The organism is Sandaracinomonas limnophila (assembly GCF_004005965.1).
Classification (GTDB): Bacteria; Bacteroidota; Bacteroidia; order Cytophagales; family Spirosomataceae; genus Sandaracinomonas; species Sandaracinomonas limnophila.
On the sequence record NZ_SACY01000004.1, the window covers coordinates 100,602 to 119,187 of the forward strand.

Below are 18,586 nucleotides of genomic sequence, written 5' to 3' on the forward strand. Positions count from 1 at the left end.
TTTAACTCTTTTTCAGGTATTTGTCAATAATTTCTTGAGAAGGTTTGTGAATATATGGATGAGGGAATCCATTATCAATAAAACTTGGATCCTTCATGTTGGTATATCTAAAATGACAAGACCAACGTATTTGGTTATTGGTAATTTGTCCAGATTCGTGTACCAAAAGCGTTGAAAAGACAACAATATCTCCTTGATTTACGGGAACTTGTAATTTTGGCCAAGCATTTCTGTCAAAATCAACCTCTGCAAACCCATTTTCTATTTGTCCCGTTAAAGGCCCTAATTTATGTGAGCCTGGATAAAAAATAACTGGCCCATGTTCCAAAGTTAAGTCAATAATTGGCAACCACACCACGATAGAATCGTCGGAGGCTAACATTGAAACCCAATCTTGGTGGATGGGCGTTTTGTAAAAATGTTCTTGTTTAGCCAATTTTGGGTGGTTAAAAAACAACATTGGGCGCGTACACATATTTGGGAACTCCAAACCAAGATCCTTCGTCAATTGAATCAATGATGGATTCACAGCTAATTGGTAAAGTTCAATTAAACCTGTTTGGATTAGTTTACCACAATTGATAAATGTATCCAAATGGTTTTCAAAAAGTTCTACCATTTGGGAAAGATAATCCCCCTTGATGTTATGTTTATCAAATTGAATTTGAAAGATAGCCTTCGCTTGTTGATGGATTTTCTCAATCAATTCCGGCTTAAAAAATCCAGGAATTACAACGACACCATCTTCTGCTAATTTTCTTTTAATTTCCGACAATTGTTCCACAAGTAAAAATTTAATGGGTTTCCTTTTTCAAATATACAGCTTTCTTGTGATAATAATTGGCTACACATTTACACCAAAGATGAGTTGAGTCAGAAGAAAGCTCTTGTGCAAAAAACAATGTTTCTTTGTTTTTTATGGGCTTCAAACCAACAATATTTGCTTGTGACAATCGCAGATTTTCAAATCGTTGCTGATTTTCAAGCGCATAATTTTTTAATTTATCATATTTCCACTCCCGATAAAATGTTTTAAATGTTTTACTAAAAGGTATAAAACAAATAAACAAAATTGCAATCCAAAATATATTAAATTTAGAAATCTGGAATGGGAAAGGCACAAAAGATTTTGCATAAAAACCGATAAATGTACCTAGAAAAAGAAGATACCAAGTTAATAAGCTAAAATTTCGATTAGGAATATAATTTTCTCCTAAACCCGTAGAAAGTGCAAATAAGCTGAGCCAAAATCCTCCAAAAAAGAAAAGAGAGAAAAGTAAAATTTCCCTTTTGTTTAATTTTTTGAGGGGTAACTCATAGGAATAACTAAAAAGTATTACAAAGGCTATCCACATCCAAAATAATGGCTGGGAACAAATGTGAACTAGTAAATCCAGAAAGTATTGATTGGTTTTCAAAAAAATATTGACCCAATTTTTTTCTAGTGTACCTGACCTAGTAAAATTTCCTGGTGCAAACAAAGCTATACCAAGACTAATCAACCAAACAGTTGTTTGAATCAGGTAATTCAAATTTATTTTTTTTAAAAAAAGCCGATTCAAGGAAAATAGAAAAAACAATGCAGAAAAAATCAATAAGGTAAATTCAGAACTACCAATTAAGACAAAAATCAAGATTGTTTCAATCAAATTTTTTCCAGTAAAATTTGAAGTAAATAAATGAAGGTTTAAAAAAAGCAAAAAAAATTGAAAGGAAATAAAATAAATACTTGCAGGAAACCAAAAAATGGTTTCAAACAACCCTTCTGCAGGAATTAAATAGAAACAAACTCCTTGAAATAAAAAAGATAAACCCCACAATTCAAATGAATTAAAGGAAAATCGAAAAGCATTTTTAAAAAAGTAAAGTGTATTCCCTAAACCGAATAAAATAAGTATCCATGGGCCGATAAAAAATAGCTTATAATTTGAACTAAAAGTTAATGGTAATAGGTGCATTATGACGTTTGCCGAATATCTCCCACTCCAATTCGTATAATACAAATACGCCCCTTTAAAAATACCAAAATCTCTCCCAATCCACCCAAAACAATAATCATCGTTTATTGAAGGTTGATTATAAAAGGATAAAATTAAAATTAGGCTAACTATTGATCCCCAAAATCCAATGCTAATTGCCAATAAAAGTTGCTTTCTTATCATATTAAAAAGGGATTAGGAATTGATTTTATCAATATTTTCTTCCTGTTTAATTTTGAAAAATTTCTTTTTAGCAAACATTAAGCTTGGTAAATAATTTAATAAAATACGAACTTTTTTATCGAGCAAACGTTGATTCTTGGGATTTGCAAACATCTTTTTGCCTTCCGAAAGATTTTTATAAAATTTCCAAACCCAAAAAGAAGGTACCAATAAAATGTAATTAAAATATAAAATCAAAAGAGGGAATATTCCATAGGATTTTCTAATCCACAAAAAATTAGACAATTGTACCTGTACAGAAAATCTGTTCGCCCATGAATATTCGGTTCTTCTAAATTCATTTTCGTTAATTAAATGAACAAATTTAACGTTTTCCAGATACGTCAATTTCCCAATTTTACTTAACCGAAAAGATAATTCAGCGTCTTCTGCATACATGAAAAAATCCTCATCCCAGTTTCCTACTTTTTGTAAAGCTGTTTTGGTGGTGAGAATAAAGGCTCCTACCAAATTATTTGTTTCTCCTTTAGAGAAATTTTCTGTTGGCAACAAAGCTAAAATTAGTTTTTGAAAAACCGGTTTGTTGGGTAAAATATATAAATCTTTTCGAATTTCATTGAGTGTCGAATAATAAGGTAAAGGATTTCCATTAAGGTCAACTTGCAAACCGCCAACTGCCACAAAAGCTGAATTCGACTTTAAGAAATTGAGCGCATTAAAAATTGAGTGGTCAATAATCAATGTATCAGCATTTAAAAATAAAACATATTTACCTACTGAATTGGAAAGACCCAAATTATTGGCCCTGGAAAACCCAATATTACCACCCGCATCAATCCATTTTAGGCCAGGAAAATCTGAAACTATTTGTTTGTTGGCTCCAGGTTCGTAGCAATTATCTATTACAATTAGCTCATAAGAAAATCCTGCATCAAATTTTTTTATGCTGTTAAGACAGTCTAAAATTAGAGCCTCTGTTTTGTAATTAACTATTATGATGGATAAATCGAGCAAGGAATTATGAGTTATGGGTTATGAAAATAATTTTTCAAACTTGGCAAATTCCTCCTCATATGAAAAAGGCAAATTAACGCTATTGGTTTTCGCAAAATCCTCTAATGAAAAGTCTTGAATTGTTTGTGCAAAAACCTCGGGTCTATTATCATAAACAATCTTTCCGTTTTGATTGTTGACCAATAAACCAGCGCCACCCGAATTAGAAGCAATTACGGGAATACCCAAAGATATTGCTTCCATCATTACCAATCCCATCGACTCGGAACGAGAGAGAGAAATAAAAATATCTGCAGAATTTAATAAAGAAATATATTCATCTGGCGATTTTGTTTGAATATATTTAACCCAATTCCCTTCCTGATTTTTTAAATTTAAAATTTCTGAAAAACCACTTTCTAAAAATTTCCCTAACCAGATAAATTCGTATCTATCTTTTGGCAAAAGTTGTGCGATTTCTAAAAAAGTATCAGCTCCTTTATTATAACAAATTGTACCAGAAGATATAATTTTAATTTTTTCACTTTTTTTAGAATTGAGCAGTGGGGTTGTTGAAGCTAATTCCTTTATGACTGAATTAATTACAGTAATTTTATTTCGAAATATTTTATCAAAAATATTTTTAACCAAAGTAGAAGAACAAATTAAATGATCAATTGTTTCAAAAATTAAATGAATATTTTCAGCCTTTTCAAATTCAAAATTGTACAATAGTTCATGTACATGAAAAATATTTTTTACAGGAAACTCTTTAGAAAACCTAAGCAAGCCTGCCTGCGCAATGGTATTAAAATAAAAAATATTGGCTGGAAATTTATGATAAATTTTACTCAACCTTGATTTTAAAACATCTTTTCCGAGTTTAAAGTCAACTTTATCTTTCCAATTGAAGGATTGCTCAAAATAAAAAATGGGAATATTAGAAGGGACCTGAGAAACTAATTCTCCTCCTTCCTTGAGGGCAACAATTCCAATTTCAACAGATTGTCTTCTGTTTAATTCTTTAATAAAATTGAACAAAAGAATTTCTGCCCCAGTGCAATTTAAATCATTGAAAAAAAATAAAACTTTTGGCTTCATAACAGATTGAATAAGCAAAAATAAGTAATTTGAGATAATTATTTTTCAAACCTGATTTTAATGTCTAAAGAAAACCCAAAAGTAAATTCCTTTTTTGTGAACTTGAAAAAATGGAGAGAAGAAATGGATGGTCTTAGAGGACTCATTTTGAGCCTCAATTTGGAAGAAGATTTAAAGTGGAATGCTCCTTGTTATATGCTGAATGGGAAAAATGTTGTTATCATTCAGGGATTCAAAGAATATTTTGCATTAATGTTTTTCAAAGGCGCCTTACTAAAAGACCCCAAAAAAATATTGAAAACCCCCGGGAATGTACAAGCTGGCAGACAAATCAGATTTACCTCTTTAGATGAATTAATTACGCTTGAAGAGGATATCAAGTCCTATATTTTAGAGGCAATTGCATTAGAAGAATCTGGGGCAAAAGTGGAAATGAAACAAACTTCCGAATTCCCCATTCCTCCGGAATTTCAGGAAATTTTAGACAAAAACGAAGCGCTCAAAACTGCTTTTGAAAAATTAACTCCCGGCAGACAAAAAGCTTATTGCATGCATTTTAACGATGCCAAACAAACTAAAACTCGCCTCGATCGAATAGAAAAATACACCGACAGAATTCTCAAAGGCAAAGGAATTATGGATTGTGTTTGTGGACTTTCTAAACGAATGCCAACTTGCGATGGTTCCCACAAACAATTGAAACAATGAACAGTAAAAAAGCTTTCTATTTAGGAATTTTAGGGATTTATATAGGAATACTTTTAAAAATCATGGTATTCAAACAAGTGGATACGGTTCATTTAGGACACATGATGTTTAAGTTTGGCGGCACCCAAGAACGACCTGCTAACCTAATTCCCTTTTCCACTATTATTCCTTATTTACTTGGAAGGAATGGACTCCTCATTGGTGCATTGAACATAGGGGGAAATATTTTACTTCTAGTTCCACTTGGAATCCTTTCACCATTTATTTTTTCAAAAATTAATTGGAAAAAAATACTTTTGATTGCTCCTCTTTCCGGACTTAGCATTGAACTCCTACAAGTTTATTTACATGTAGGGATCTTTGATATCGACGATGTAATACTGAATGGATTGGGGGTTATATTGGGGTATTTCTTTTTTGGAATTTATTCTAAATCCTCCACCTCATCCAAATAAAAGCATTTTTCCCATTGGGACATGCCAATTTTTGGATAGTAATCAACCGCCTTAGGTGCAGCTAATAAAATAAGCTTTGCCTGAGGCGTTTGTTTTTTTGCCAGTCGCAAAAGCTCCTTTCCAACTCCCATTTTTTGATAAGCCGCATCTACTGCCAAATCTGATAAATATGTACAAAAAGCATAATCCGTCATGGCTCTGCCCACCCCAATCAATTTCCCATTATCTCGGGCAGTAACAATCAAGTTTGCATAATCTAGCATTTTTTGCATTCGACCCAAGTCTTCAATAGGCCTCCGCTCTGCGAGGGTAGAGTTTTGAAGCACTTCAATAAATTCTTGTACCGTAATTTGAGTTTCGACTTGGTAGGTAATCGCCATTTTTCTATTTTTAAGCTTAATAAAATTACCTATTAAATTTGAAACGAATGAATTCTCTTTCAGAATTTAAAAATTCCTTAACGTTTGCTTCCGCGCCCAACAATCTTTCCCCTCAACTTTTAAGCTTATGGTACGACGGAAAGGGAGATTGGAAAAAAGCTCACGACCAAGTTGATCATCTGTCCGACAAAGATTCTGCTTGGGTGCACGCCTATCTTCACCGAAAAGAGGGCGATTTATGGAATGCCGATTATTGGTATGCAAGGGCAAAAAAAATCCGACCAAACATTTCTTTAGAAAACGAATGGTCGGACTTGGTGCTACAATTTTTATAAACTATTTGAAAATCATTGTCGCAAATTCTGATAAATACACACGCCAGTTGGTCCATGTGTGTCCACCCGGACTTTCTCTATACGTATATTTAAACGTATGCTTGTCTAATTCTTTACGCATGGTTACAACGCTCTCGTACAAGAAATCCTCTTTGCCACAGGCAATCCAATACATAGATGGTTTTGCCTTTTTCAGGTCTTCTATTTGTTGGTCTCTCTTTGATAAATCCACTTTGATGCCAAAGCGGCTCATGTCTGTAAAGCCCATGCTCATTACACCAATGTAATTGAACAAATTAGGATTGTCGAAACTGGTATTCATCGTCTGTAAACCTCCCATACTTAAGCCTGTAAGTGCACGATTTTCCTTATTTTTCTTCACACGGAAATTCGACTCAATGTAAGGAATTACATCTGCCACTAAGCTTTTTTCAAACATCATGCTCGCCATTCCCATCGGATTTGGGTCTGCTTTAGGAAGTGGTGGAGTTACTACAACTGCCGCGGCTTGTGTAGGGTTTCCGTTGGTCATAACCACAATCATTGGCTTAGCCTTACCGCTATTGATTAAGTTATCCAAAATATTTGGAGCAACACCTAGTGTAGGCCAAGCCTCCTCATCACCTCCGCCACCGTGTAGCAAGTACAAAACGGGATAAGAATCTTTCGATGCATCGTATCCTGGAGGAGTATAAACCTGCATTCTACGGGTTAAATTCAATGTTTTTGAATCGTACCAAATTTGGTGAACCGCCCCCTTAGGACCCGTTTTTGCCCAATATAAATCGGATTCAGCACCAGGAACATACAATAAACTTTCTGTTCTGAACGTACCATCTCTTGCTACCTTTAGGTTAGAAGGATCTAAGGTGTTTACATCATCCACTAAGAAAGTGTAGCCATATAATTCTGGGGCTAATGCCTTTACAGTGGTTGACCAAACGCCCTTGTCGTCCTTTACCATATCTACCATTTTTCTAGTACCACCCATGCCGTTGGCACTCGGTATGTTGGGCATCCAGTTGCCTGATAATTTTACTGACGTTGCAGAAGGTGCTTTCAAGCGAAATGTAACATCGTTTGAAGCAGAAATTTCTGGAGAAACTAAGCGAGTAACTTGTCCAACTTCTTGTGCAAAAGTTGTGAAAGAACCCAATACTCCAAAGAGCATAAAGAGTTTAAATGATTTAAATTTCATAGTTGTATGTTTAATTAAAACCCAAAATTAAAAATTTAAAATTGAAATATACTTTAAATGAGACAAAAACCGATTTTAATAAGATTTAATTATGTTTTTTGGATTTTCATAAATAATATTTATAAGCCTATTAAAAAATATAATTTGACTTGAGAAAAAGTCACATCTAATTTCGTTTCGTAAACAAACAAAAATACCATGAAAAAGTTACTAATAGTAGTAGGATTAATGGGTACTATTTTGGCATACGGACAAGAAAATCCGCACGCTAACCCACATGCAAATCCACATGCAGCAATGGGTTCAAAATCCCAAGGAACTACCAATAAAGATTGGTGGCCAAATCAGTTAAATGTTTCGATATTGAGAAACAATTCGTCCAAATCAAACCCAATGGGGTCTGACTTCAATTACATCAAGGAATTTAAATCTTTGGATTATTTTGCTTTAAAAAAAGATATTAATGCGGTTTTAACAAAATCACAGGATTGGTGGCCAGCCGACTTCGGAAACTATGGTCCACTTTTTATCCGTATGGCTTGGCACAGCGCAGGAACCTATCGTACAGGAGATGGTAGAGGAGGTTCAAGAGCTGGACAACAGAGATTTGCCCCCCTAAACAGTTGGCCAGACAACGGAAATCTTGATAAAGCGAGAAGATTATTATGGCCAATCAAACAAAAATATGGCAAAAAAATTTCGTGGGCTGACCTAATGGTTTTAACTGGAAACGTAGCCTTGGAAAACATGGGTTTCAAAACTTATGGATTTGCAGGAGGTAGAACGGATGTTTGGGAACCTGAAACGGATGTTTATTGGGGTAAAGAAAAGAAATGGTTAGACGACAAAAGATATTCAGAAGGTCGTAAATTAGAAAATCCACTGGCGGCAGTTCAAATGGGTCTTATTTATGTGAACCCTGAAGGTCCTAATGGAAATCCAGATCCGGTATTGGCTGCAAAAGATATTCGCGAAACCTTTGGAAGAATGGGTATGAATGATGAAGAAACGGTGGCCTTAATAGCCGGTGGACACACTTTTGGAAAAACACACGGCGCAGGCCCAGCCTCAAATGTGGGTCCAGACCCAGAGGCGGCACCAATTGAAGAGCAAGGATTCGGGTGGAAAAGCACTTACAAATCTGGCAAAGGAAAAGATGCCATCACATCGGGATTAGAAGTAACTTGGACTTCAACTCCAACGAAATGGGGGATTTTATTCCTAAGCAACTTGTTTAACTTTGAGTGGGAGCTTACAAAAAGTCCAGCAGGCGCTCATCAATGGGTTGCAAAAAACGCTCCCGCGATTATCCCAGATGCATTTGATAAGAATAAAATGCAATTGCCTACTATGTTGACCACAGACTTGTCGCTTCGATTTGACCCAGTATATGAAAAAATTTCTCGGAGATTTATGCAAAATCCGGAGGACTATGCAAAAGCATTTGCAAAAGCCTGGTTCAAATTAACTCACAGAGATATGGGGCCACGTTCTACCTATTTGGGGCCAGAAGCACCAAAGGAAGACTTAATTTGGCAAGATCCAATTCCTGCGTTAAATCATGCAGTAGTAAATGCCCAAGATATTACTGAATTGAAAAATAAAGTTTTAGCATCGGGATTAAGTGTTTCTGAATTAGTTTCTACCGCTTGGGCATCAGCTTCTACCTATAGAGGTTCAGATAGAAGAGGGGGTGCAAACGGGGCAAGAATCCGCCTAATGCCTCAAAGAAATTGGGAAGTAAATAATCCACAACAGCTGAATAAGGTTCTCGGCGTATTAGAGAAAATCCAATCAGATTTCAATGCGAAATCTAAAATTAGGAAAATTTCTATGGCAGATTTAATTGTTTTAGCGGGAAATGCGGCACTTGAAAAAGCAATCGCAAACGCTGGACAAAAAATTGCCGTGCCGTTCACTCCGGGTCGTACAGATGCAAGTCAAGAACAAACTGATGCTGCTTCTTTTGCTGTGTTAGAACCGATGGCGGATGGCTTTAGAAATTACTTGAAAACAAGTTATAAATTGGCAACAGAAGAATTATTGATTGACAAAGCTCAACTGTTGACGCTTACAGCACCTGAAATGACTGTTTTAGTAGGTGGTATGAGAGCCTTGAATGCTAATTATAATGGTTCTAAACATGGTATTTTCACCAACAAAAAAGAGACATTAAGCAACGACTTCTTTGTGAATCTTTTAGATATGAGTACCGAGTGGAAGCCAACAACCGACACGAAAGAAGAATTTGAGGGTCGTGACCGCACAACAGGTTCAATAAAATACACAGCTACTAGGGCAGACTTAATCTTTGGCTCGAACTCAGAGTTAAGAGCTTTAGCAGAGGTTTATGCTACTGAAGATTCAAAAACAAAATTTGTTACTGATTTTGTTGCTGCATGGACTAAGGTAATGAACCTGGATCGTTTTGATTTAATTTATAAATAAGGTTGAACCTAATGAAAAAAATAGCACCTAAATAGGTGCTATTTTTTTATTTAACATATTTTTCTAGCCATTGAAATTGTTCCCAAAGCATGTGGAGCAAATTTTCTTTTCCTCGATAACTATGTGCTTCGTAGGGCAAATACACAAAGCGACTTATTCCTCCATTTCCCTTAATGGCGGCATATAACCTTTCAGAATTGATTGGATAGGTACCTGTATTGTCATCTGCTTCTCCATGGATCAACAAAATTGGTTCTTTTAATTTATTTGCATAGCTAAAAGGACTCATTTCATAATATAGACTAGGTGCTTGCCAATAGGTTCTATCCTCATTTTGAAACCCAAATGGAGTTAGAGTTCTATTGTATGCGCCGCTTCTAGCAATTCCCGCTTTGAACAAATCTGTATGTGCAAGTAAATTAGCTGTCATAAATGCCCCATAGCTATGTCCCCCCACAGCCATTCTTTTGGCGTCTCCAATTCCATCTTTCACCAAATAATCAATGGCTGCAGAAGCATTCATTTTCAACTGTTCGATAAAATTATCATTAGGTTTATGGGTTGCATCAGTTGAAACAATTGGCATCTCTGCATTGTCTAAAACAGCATAACCTTGGGTAACATAAAAAATAGGAGATGCCCAACTTAAGCTGGCGAATCTGTCCTTGCTCCCTCTAACCTGAGCAGCATCATTTGCAGAATTGAATTCACGAGGATATGCCCAAATCAGCACGGGAAGAGGTCCATTTTTTGATTTATCGTATCCTTTTGGAAGGTATAAATCACCTGTTAAATCCACTCCATCAGATCTCTTATATTTAATTTTCTCCTTTTTTACACCCTGGAGACTAGGATAGGGATCCGAAAAATTGGTAATTTTTTGTTCTTTGGTATCGGCCAACAATGATTTAATGTAATAATTTGGGACTTCTGTTTGAGATTCTTTTCGTGATAAAACCGTTAAAGTTTTTTCATCTATCACCTCATCTATAAACTCAAAAGAACCTTCTTTTGCCCTCCAAATTATTTCGTTTTTCTTAGTCTCCAAATTAAATTTGGCTAAAAAAGGTAAGTCGCCCTTTTCAGAAGAACCTACCGGATTGTTCATTAGCAAGGTTTTGCCATCATCAAAAGTTTGAATAACATGTTTACCAAAACTATTTTTCTTTCTAATAGGACTACCTGGATTCCCATAAGCATCTGTAAGATTGCGTTCATAAAGTACATTTATCTGTCCAGTTAAAGGATTATAAGCACTCACCCGAGTATTTTGCTTGGCTCTTGAAACCTCTGTCACCATGGCAAAATTTTGGTCTCCCCAGCTTACATCTGAAAAACGCATTTTGGTTTTAAAAAGCTCTGCGGGTTTCTCATTAAATGGAGCTTTAAGGGCCAAAACTACATCATGATATTCAACTTGTTTTTTAATTAAACCACTGTCTAAAGGCATGGTGTATATAACGGTAGAAGGTTCATCATCCCTCCACTCGAAACCTCTTGGGGCATTCAACACATTATCATTGCCAGAAGGAGCATTTTCTGAAGATGGGATTTTAGCTAGCTGGCTAACTTCTTTGCCATCCAATTGAATTACCCGGATGCTTGTATTAAAACCATAAGCAGGTACAGAATAGGAAAATGGTTTTTCAATCTCACGAGTTAAAAGATATTTTTGATCAGGTGAAATACTAAACGAACTTAGCCGATTGGGCAGGCCTATTTTTTTAATTTGACCATTCGCGTAAATCATTAATTGACTTTGAGCAAAGAAATCAAACAACTTTTCATCAAATTCTGATTTAATTAAATCCTGATAGGTTGGTCTAGGAGCAGATTTTCCTAAAGTTTGTTGAACAGTTGGTCCCTTCGGAGTAATTGGTCGAACAGGGATTAGATCTGGAGATTGGATAGTAGATTTATAAACCAAAGTTTGATCATCTAACCAGGCGAAAGAATTACCTAACACCATATTTAAAGGTTGTATATTTATTTTAGTGGCTTTTTTTAATAGCAAATCGATAACATATAAATCAACTGATTTTTTCTCATTTTGGGTAAAGGCAATTTTATTTTCTGCCTGATTCCATAGAAAATTACTCGCAGATAGATTTTTTGGCAGTCCGGAAATTTCCAAAGATTTGCCAGTTTTGCAATTTGAAATAGAAATGGAGTTTACAAAAGTTTGCCGAGTTGGAGAAAAATTTAGGGGATTGATTCTAAGTCCCGCTACTTTAATTTCCGGTTGTCCTAGCTCTTCTACCATTGGGTAGGAGTTTCGACCTAGTAATATCAGGTAATTTAATTTGGAATCAACACGTACGGTAGGAGTTGGTTTAGCCAATAGTAAATCTGATATCTCCCTAGGTGGAAGTTGATATTCCATGGCATCTTGCCCAAAAGAAACAAAAACCCATAGACTAAAAATAATTAGATAAAATAATTTTTTCGTTTTCATAAATCAGGAAAAAAAAGGTGGTTATTTGCATAACCACCTAAAAAATTTATTCAATATTATAAAGGATTTTGTACGATTGCTGGATTCGCATCAATTTCTCTACGAGGAATAAGGAATTCCCAACGTACATCGCCAGGGGCAACATCAAATAGTAAAGCTACTGAAGCAATTGCATTCGTTCCATTTCTGTTCAAAGCAGCATTTGTACGCTTTAAGTCAAAGAAACGGTGGCCTTCACCCCAAAGCTCAATACGACGCTGAACAAGTATTTCATCAATTAGATCTGTACCAGTTTTAACAGATTGAACATAATTTGGATCACGAGTTACCACTAAATCTTTCAACACTTTTGCAGCACCTGCCGCATCATTTAATCGAGCCTTAGCCTCCGCTTCAATTAGATACATTTCAGCAGCACGCATATAAGGCACATCACCCATAGCAGACGTTGAGGGAGTGCCCGGAAGTCTAAACTTTTGATTCAAAAACTTTGGTCTTACACCTCCAGGAGGAACAATTGAATTCGCAGTTGTTGGAGTTTCAACCCACATTTTTGAACGCACATCCGTTGCTGCTATTTGCTTGTAAAGTAGGTTATTAATTACCTTTGGATATGTACGAATTACAGTAGAGTTATAATTACAAGAGATATACGAGTGATAACCACCAAAATATTCTGTCTGATCTTCTAGGTGATCAAAACCCCACATCCATTCAGAATTTGTTATATCCTGGAAGCCATCCACATACATAGCAGCTGTCATAGGAGCATATCCTGAACGAGCCTCTGCTGCATATTTTGCCGCATTTGCCCAATCTTGTTGAACCAATGCAACACGAGCTTGTAAACCTTTTACGACATTCAAATTGATATGAGATTTGTTTACACGGTTGACAGATAATAGTGCTGCAGCATCTGACAAGTCTTTGTTTATTTGAGCATAGACCTCTTCAACTGTATTTCTAGGTAATCCGGTTGTAGTAGGTTCCAAAACCAATGGAACGCCAAGCTGAGAATTTGGCTTTTTAGTTGCATCATATCTTTTGCCATACAATTGAACTAAATTAAAATAACCAAATGCACGAAGCGCTAAAGCCTCTCCTTTCAAGGTGTTCTTATCGGCCTGAGGACCAACTGATTTGTCAATATTTGCAATTCCAATATTAGCGTTTCCAATGATACGATAATACATTTCGTACGGGAACTGAGCCATCGTATTTACATCTGAACGGTGGGCTGTCCAACGAGTTTCTCCCACATGCCAAGAAGCTGCTGTTGTGCCAATAACCAAATCTTCGCCCATATGATCTAAAATAATCATCATGGCAGGATGGCCTGAATGACCCTGAGAACTTAAATATCTTACGATAAATGAACGGTAAATACCGTTGATAGCTGCTGCTGCATTCTTCGTTGTAGAATAGGCTGCATTAGCATCAATACTAGCTGTTGGATTCGTATCTAAATAAACATTTTCGCATGAAAATGTTGTTAATCCTAAAAGTAATGCAATAGATGCAATTATTTTATTTTTCATGATTCAAATTATTATAAAGAGAATGAAAGACCTAAAACTAATGATTTGGCAGGGCTATACACGTTACTTGTAGTTCCTCCAAAATTTTGCTGAACATTCATACCACTTCTGCGTGATAACATAAGGAAGTTCTCTCCACTTACATACACCTGAGCATTATCAATTTTAAATCTTGACAAAACAGAACGAGGTAATTGATACGCTAAGGTTACTGAACGAATGTTCATAAAACTTCCATCTATCAACCAGCGACTTGAAGCTGCGTCAAAGTCTGCAGTACGCCCTGCGTCCATACGAGGAACATCTGTCACGTCACCTGGATTCACCCAACGTTTTAAAATATCAACATGTTTTGCATTGTGATAGCCCGCACCCATTAATCCGGCATAAGCTGCATCATAAATTTTTCCTCCCAATTGATACACCATCAAAGCTGATAAAGTAAATCCTTTATAGCGCAAAGAGGTACTCACAGAACCTGTTAGGTCTGGAATTGAAGTGCCATGGTAACGATATTTAGCATTTGCAATATTGTTCGTTACGGTATCTCCATTAGCTGTAATTCGTGAATTGGAGGCAACATAAGAAACAGCACGGTACTCTGCTACACCCGTTTCAGAATTTACGCCCATATATTCACGAAGCCAATAGTCGTACAAAGAACTACCTTCTTTTAACTTCTTCGTGCCGTCAATAATTTCTTTACTTTCTTGTGGCATTTTTGTGATTTCATTTTTAAGCTTAGTAGCATTTAAATCAATGTGCCAATTAAAGTCCTTTTTGCGAATTACATCATAGCCTAATTGAATTTCAACCCCTCGATTGTACATTGATCCAATGTTTCTAGTTTCTGTTCCAATACCTACTGATAAAGGAAGAGGAACGGCAAAAATTAAATTAGTAGATTGGCGATCAAAATATTCAAAAGTACCTGTTAAGCGATTTTTAAATAATCCAAACTCAAGGGCAACATCCATTGCAGTATTAGTTTCCCACTCTAAGGTCTTACTTCCAAGAGATGATTGCAAAATACCTGGCTCTGTAGCGTTGTTCCAACCTAATGCATAAAGCGGTTGCCATGCGTAATTGCTAATTCCTCCGTCATTACCTGTTTGACCATAGGAAGCTCTTAATTTCATGTTGTCGATAAATGTCAACTCTTTCATGAAATCTTCTTGATCTAAACGCCAAGCAGCAGAACCTGAATAAAAAGTTCCCCAACGTTTGTCTTGGTAAAACTTAGATGAACCATCTCTACGTGCTGAAAATGAAACAAAATATTTTGAATCATAATCATAATTTAAACGAGAGAAGAATCCTTCTACTCTACGTAAATCTTTTTGGGATGTTAGATTTGTTGTAGTAGTGAAATTAATTAACTCGTAGTTTCCGTCCAAAATTTGTTGCGATCTCGAACCGTCTAAACTATTACTAACTAAGTTGTAATTTTCGTGACCAACTAAGGCGTCAACTGTATGTTTACCAAAGGTATGATTGTAAGTTAATAATTGAGACAAGTTGTAGTTTGTAATATTCTCAAATGTATTTGATGCCCTACCTGCTGGAGCGCCGTCTCCAATTTCTGGATTACCAAAAACAATGGTGTTTGCATTGGTAATATCAATACCTACATTGTTTGTAAATTTAAAATCTTTCAAAAATGTAATTTCTGCAAAACCACGTCCACCAAAAAGATTTCTATTAAAGAAGTTTTCATTCAATAGGGTTTCTGCTACCACATGACGACCACCATATTGTGGACGATTTGAAAGTCCTAATGCACTTAAATTACCATAATCATAACGCAAATTCCCGTTTTCCAACTTCAAAAAAGAACCTGGACTTGCTGGATCGTAAGCATAGACTGGATAAATTGGTGCAATACCTCTTGTAAAGAAGAATGGATTCACAAAAGAAGTTCCACCATCGGCAGTAGACTGATTCGAACTTGTAATTGTTGTGTTCAAATTTGCACCTACTTTAAACCAGTCTGTCATTTGGCTATTCATATTCAAACGAGCAGTAAAACGATCATAATCTGATTTAATTTGGTACCCTTTGTCATTTAAATACGAAACAGACAAGAAATAATCTGACTTTCCATTATTTCCAGAAAAATTAGCGTTAACCTCATCTCTAACACCTTGGTGCATAATTGCCTTTTCCCAATTAAGATCATCGGCATTGTAAATTAAGCTTGCTGATGGATTTAATTTACCATCTAATCCTACCAAGCTGGCAAAGGGTACATTATACACATTGTATCCTGTTCCAACAATTGCTCCTAATCCAGCTGATGCTGTTGCATTTGCAGTTGCAATTGCCACTGGACTCGTTGCGCGATATGCTAGGTTGTTACGGTTTGCCTCCCACATCAATGGATAATAATCAGCAGGCCCTACTCTGTCATACTCTGGTAAAGCACGAGTATTGAAACCTTTCGTATATTTAACATTGATTGAGTTTTTACCTTTTGTACCTTTTTTTGTAGTTACCATTACTACCCCGTTTGCAGCACGTGCACCATATAATGCAGTGGAGGCCGCATCTTTCAATACTGTAATCGATTGAATGTCATCATTATTCAAATTCGCAATAGAAGCCGAATAAGGAACTCCGTCTACTACATACAAAGGTGAATTTGAAGAAGAAATAGAACCAAATCCACGAATACGAACATCTGGCGATGACCCAGGTTGTCCGGAAGTTGAAGTAGTTGTTACACCTGCAGAAATACCTTCTAAGGCTTGCCCAATATTAGTTATTGGACGCTGAGCCAATTTTTCCGCACCAAGAGATGCTGAAGAACCTGTAAATGAGGCTTTTTTAGCAGTACCGAAAGTGGTCACGATAACCTCATCTAAGGTTGAAGTTGTTTCGCTTAAAGAAATATTGATTACAGCCTGACTTCCAAGCTTTACCTCTTGAGAGGAATAACCAATAGAACTAAAAACTAAAGTTGAATTTGATGTAGCAGATAATTTGTAATTTCCGTTGACATCGGTATTTGTCCCCCGATTGGTACCTTTAATGGATACGGTAACCCCTGGAAGTCCTAGACCAGATTCTCCTGAAACCTTACCTGAAATTGATTTGTCTTATGCAAAAATTGGGAGTGTCCCAAAAATGCAAAAAATCAAACTGATCAGTGCAGTTTTTTTCATTTTTTTTTAGTTTATAGAGTTTGATGATAAATTTAATTGTTGCGAAAGTTAATTACTAAAATTTTTAATTACAAAGAAATAAATAATTTATTACCAAGGGATTAAGCCTAATAATCGTTTCCCTAATTGCGACAAGTCGGCAGTTTTGTACTTCGTTTGCTCCCATTTTCGCGGATCTCCCGGAAAGGCAAATCCCTCTGGAGAAACGCGGTCGCGCCAAGAAGTAATTCTCCATTCTTTTAAGGCTTCGTTTTCTTCCTCTGCTGGCATCATGGAAATGTATTGGGCCATTCGAACTTTGTCTTCGCTATTATTTGCTCGAATACCATGTGGTTGTGTACTGTTGAAAATTAATAAATCGCCAGCCTCCAATTTTACTTTGGTCGGAATAAATCCCGTGGTATCTGGCTTGAATCTATCTCTGTCTTCTGGCTGAGTTAATTTCCATGTGTCATAGGTTCTAAACAATTCTGGAATACATTGAAAGCCTCCCATATTTTCATCTAATTGATCGGCTAAAGCTAATACTCCTTGTACGTTTACTGGTTTTGTTTCCGGGTCATAGTCCCAATGAATAAATCCCTTGTATTCGTGTCCGGGACGTATCGGAAAGTTCAAATTAGCTCTATCAATAGTTACCCACAATTTTTCAGTTCCCCAGATATCAACAAAGGCATCATAAACTCTTTGCATTTGTCGGTTATTCCACAAATGTTGGTTATTGTAACACTCTACCATACCCGTATTGGCCAACTCTTTCATTTTCATTTCGGCGCGGGGTGCAGTATACCAGGTGTCCTTGTTATTTGGGTCTTTTTCTTCAAATTCCCACAAAAAAGCTGCCGTTGCCAAAGCTTGCTCACGCGGTACGGCATGCTTAACTATGATGTATCCATTGTGTTTCCAAAAATTCCAATCTTCTTCCGAAAGCACCCGAAGGGGTTTGCCATTAGATCGATCGTTTAAACTAATTGAAGAAGTCAGAGCTGTGGAAGGGTTTCCGGGAATGTCTTGATGGTCTTTGGTATTTGGCGTGGCCATTGTGGCAGCCATGGTTCTATTTTCCATAGATTTATTTTTTAATCAATAGGTGGCCTAAAATAAAAACAAAATGGGGGACAGTTAGCAAATTGAGCGGATTTAATTCAAACATTTTATCAAATTTAAGATGCAAAAAAGCTGAAAATCCTCTTAAAAAACCACATCCATAGCAATTGAATCCAAAGATGTTTTTAAAAAGGCAAAAAGAAAAATCTTGTTCACCTGCGTTAAAATCAATGAACCAAATTAGAATTGGCAGGATGAAAAGAAGCCATTTCTGATTATTTTCTAAAAAGCGGATTACCATTTCCATCTTTGAAACTGCCTATTATAATCATGATAAGGTCAACGGTTGCCCAAATACCACAACCGCCAAGAGTTAATAATTGAAAAATACCAACTCCATATTTTCTTGTATAAAAACTGTGCACGCCAAATGCCCCAAAAAAGATACAAAGCAATAAAGTTGTGAGCCAATCAAATGAATTAGGTGGGACTATGTTAGACTGATGAGAAAAATTCTTGGTGGGAACCCCACAGTTTACACAAATAACAGCTTTATCATCTATTTCTTTCCAACAATTTTGACAATACATAATTGCATAGGT

At 36.0% G+C, this 18,586-nt stretch carries 16 protein-coding genes; 4 read left to right on the forward strand and 12 right to left on the reverse strand.

Annotated features, from left to right (window positions below; genetic code table 11):
- Position 1: 1 nt before the first annotated feature.
- The 4 genes from EOJ36_RS09155 to EOJ36_RS09170 all read right to left on the reverse strand — a co-directional run bounded on the left by EOJ36_RS09155 (position 2) and on the right by EOJ36_RS09170 (position 4,256).
- A complete protein-coding gene (locus tag EOJ36_RS09155) occupies positions 2-784 on the reverse strand; it encodes a phytanoyl-CoA dioxygenase family protein (protein WP_164847882.1) in 783 nt (260 codons plus the stop codon).
- Between the two features lie 10 nt (positions 785-794).
- Positions 795-1,649 carry a hypothetical protein gene (locus EOJ36_RS09160; protein ID WP_127804625.1) on the reverse strand — a complete coding sequence of 285 codons (855 nt, stop codon included), beginning with the start codon at positions 1,647-1,649 and terminating at the stop codon, positions 795-797.
- A gap of 525 nt (positions 1,650-2,174) precedes the next feature.
- The gene (locus EOJ36_RS09165; protein WP_164847883.1) at positions 2,175-3,176 is read right to left on the reverse strand and encodes a glycosyltransferase; all 1,002 of its coding nucleotides are present in this window, start codon (positions 3,174-3,176) and stop codon (positions 2,175-2,177) included.
- An 18-nt stretch (positions 3,177-3,194) separates the two neighbouring features.
- Positions 3,195-4,256 (reverse strand): glycosyltransferase family 4 protein, encoded by a 1,062-nt coding sequence (locus EOJ36_RS09170; protein ID WP_127804628.1) that lies wholly within the window; start codon positions 4,254-4,256, stop codon positions 3,195-3,197.
- Positions 4,257-4,316: 60 nt separating this feature from the next.
- On the opposite strand from EOJ36_RS09170, the gene EOJ36_RS09175 reads away from it, so the two are divergent.
- Positions 4,317-4,964, forward strand: coding sequence for a DUF1801 domain-containing protein (locus EOJ36_RS09175; RefSeq protein WP_127804636.1), 648 nt, complete (start codon positions 4,317-4,319; stop codon positions 4,962-4,964).
- Positions 4,961-5,419, forward strand: coding sequence for a VanZ family protein (locus EOJ36_RS09180; RefSeq protein ID WP_127804638.1), 459 nt, complete (start codon positions 4,961-4,963; stop codon positions 5,417-5,419). The genes EOJ36_RS09175 and EOJ36_RS09180 overlap by 4 nt, the downstream gene beginning before the upstream one ends.
- On the opposite strand, the gene EOJ36_RS09185 is transcribed toward EOJ36_RS09180, so the two are convergent.
- Positions 5,389-5,799 carry a GNAT family N-acetyltransferase gene (locus EOJ36_RS09185; RefSeq protein ID WP_127804640.1) on the reverse strand — a complete coding sequence of 137 codons (411 nt, stop codon included), beginning with the start codon at positions 5,797-5,799 and terminating at the stop codon, positions 5,389-5,391. The two genes, EOJ36_RS09180 and EOJ36_RS09185, sit on opposite strands and share 31 nt — an antisense overlap.
- Before the next feature lie 47 nt (positions 5,800-5,846).
- Between EOJ36_RS09185 and EOJ36_RS09190 the strand changes: the two genes are divergently transcribed.
- Positions 5,847-6,134 (forward strand): hypothetical protein, encoded by a 288-nt coding sequence (locus tag EOJ36_RS09190; protein WP_127804642.1) that lies wholly within the window; start codon positions 5,847-5,849, stop codon positions 6,132-6,134.
- A gap of 1 nt (position 6,135) precedes the next feature.
- Here the strand turns inward: EOJ36_RS09190 and EOJ36_RS09195 are convergent, their stop codons facing one another.
- Positions 6,136-7,332 carry an esterase gene (locus EOJ36_RS09195; protein WP_127804644.1) on the reverse strand — a complete coding sequence of 399 codons (1,197 nt, stop codon included), beginning with the start codon at positions 7,330-7,332 and terminating at the stop codon, positions 6,136-6,138.
- Positions 7,333-7,629: 297 nt separating this feature from the next.
- Between EOJ36_RS09195 and katG the strand changes: the two genes are divergently transcribed.
- Positions 7,630-9,780 (forward strand): catalase/peroxidase HPI, encoded by a 2,151-nt coding sequence (gene katG, locus EOJ36_RS09200; RefSeq protein WP_238944467.1) that lies wholly within the window; start codon positions 7,630-7,632, stop codon positions 9,778-9,780.
- 46 nt (positions 9,781-9,826) lie between these two features.
- Here katG and EOJ36_RS09205 read toward each other — a convergent pair whose 3' ends face one another.
- From EOJ36_RS09205 to EOJ36_RS09230, 6 genes are all read right to left on the reverse strand, one after another.
- Positions 9,827-12,235, reverse strand: coding sequence for an alpha/beta hydrolase family protein (locus EOJ36_RS09205; protein ID WP_127804648.1), 2,409 nt, complete (start codon positions 12,233-12,235; stop codon positions 9,827-9,829).
- Positions 12,236-12,291: 56 nt separating this feature from the next.
- Complete coding sequence (locus EOJ36_RS09210; RefSeq protein WP_127804650.1) at positions 12,292-13,773, reverse strand: RagB/SusD family nutrient uptake outer membrane protein; 1,482 nt, start codon at positions 13,771-13,773, stop codon at positions 12,292-12,294.
- 11 nt (positions 13,774-13,784) lie between these two features.
- The gene (locus tag EOJ36_RS09215) at positions 13,785-16,862 is read right to left on the reverse strand and encodes a SusC/RagA family TonB-linked outer membrane protein (RefSeq protein ID WP_262707597.1); all 3,078 of its coding nucleotides are present in this window, start codon (positions 16,860-16,862) and stop codon (positions 13,785-13,787) included.
- A gap of 165 nt (positions 16,863-17,027) precedes the next feature.
- Positions 17,028-18,005, reverse strand: a complete 978-nt coding sequence (locus EOJ36_RS09220) for a phytanoyl-CoA dioxygenase family protein (protein WP_127804652.1) — start codon at positions 18,003-18,005, stop codon at positions 17,028-17,030.
- Positions 18,006-18,009: 4 nt separating this feature from the next.
- Entirely contained in the window at positions 18,010-18,291 is a 282-nt protein-coding gene (locus tag EOJ36_RS12125; RefSeq protein WP_127804654.1) for a DUF2752 domain-containing protein, read from the reverse strand.
- Positions 18,260-18,574 (reverse strand): TM2 domain-containing protein, encoded by a 315-nt coding sequence (locus EOJ36_RS09230; protein WP_127804656.1) that lies wholly within the window; start codon positions 18,572-18,574, stop codon positions 18,260-18,262. Before EOJ36_RS09230 ends, EOJ36_RS12125 begins: the two co-directional genes overlap by 32 nt.
- Positions 18,575-18,586: the final 12 nt, after the last annotated feature.

What these genes read in the sequence shown, in the direction of transcription:
- EOJ36_RS09180 (WP_127804638.1), top strand. Translation starts at nt 4,961, where the DNA reads ATGAACAGTAAAAAAGCTTTCTATTTAGGAATTTTAGGGATTTATATA.
- EOJ36_RS09210 (WP_127804650.1), bottom strand. Translation starts at nt 13,773, where the DNA reads ATGAAAAATAAAATAATTGCATCTATTGCATTACTTTTAGGATTAACA.
- EOJ36_RS12125 (WP_127804654.1), bottom strand. Translation starts at nt 18,291, where the DNA reads ATGGAAATGGTAATCCGCTTTTTAGAAAATAATCAGAAATGGCTTCTT.
- katG (WP_238944467.1), top strand. Translation starts at nt 7,630, where the DNA reads ATGGGTTCAAAATCCCAAGGAACTACCAATAAAGATTGGTGGCCAAAT.
- EOJ36_RS09195 (WP_127804644.1), bottom strand. Translation starts at nt 7,332, where the DNA reads ATGAAATTTAAATCATTTAAACTCTTTATGCTCTTTGGAGTATTGGGT.
- EOJ36_RS09230 (WP_127804656.1), bottom strand. Translation starts at nt 18,574, where the DNA reads ATGTATTGTCAAAATTGTTGGAAAGAAATAGATGATAAAGCTGTTATT.
- EOJ36_RS09175 (WP_127804636.1), top strand. Translation starts at nt 4,317, where the DNA reads ATGTCTAAAGAAAACCCAAAAGTAAATTCCTTTTTTGTGAACTTGAAA.
- EOJ36_RS09220 (WP_127804652.1), bottom strand. Translation starts at nt 18,005, where the DNA reads ATGGAAAATAGAACCATGGCTGCCACAATGGCCACGCCAAATACCAAA.
- EOJ36_RS09190 (WP_127804642.1), top strand. Translation starts at nt 5,847, where the DNA reads ATGAATTCTCTTTCAGAATTTAAAAATTCCTTAACGTTTGCTTCCGCG.
- EOJ36_RS09185 (WP_127804640.1), bottom strand. Translation starts at nt 5,799, where the DNA reads ATGGCGATTACCTACCAAGTCGAAACTCAAATTACGGTACAAGAATTT.
- EOJ36_RS09205 (WP_127804648.1), bottom strand. Translation starts at nt 12,235, where the DNA reads ATGAAAACGAAAAAATTATTTTATCTAATTATTTTTAGTCTATGGGTT.
- EOJ36_RS09170 (WP_127804628.1), bottom strand. Translation starts at nt 4,256, where the DNA reads ATGAAGCCAAAAGTTTTATTTTTTTTCAATGATTTAAATTGCACTGGG.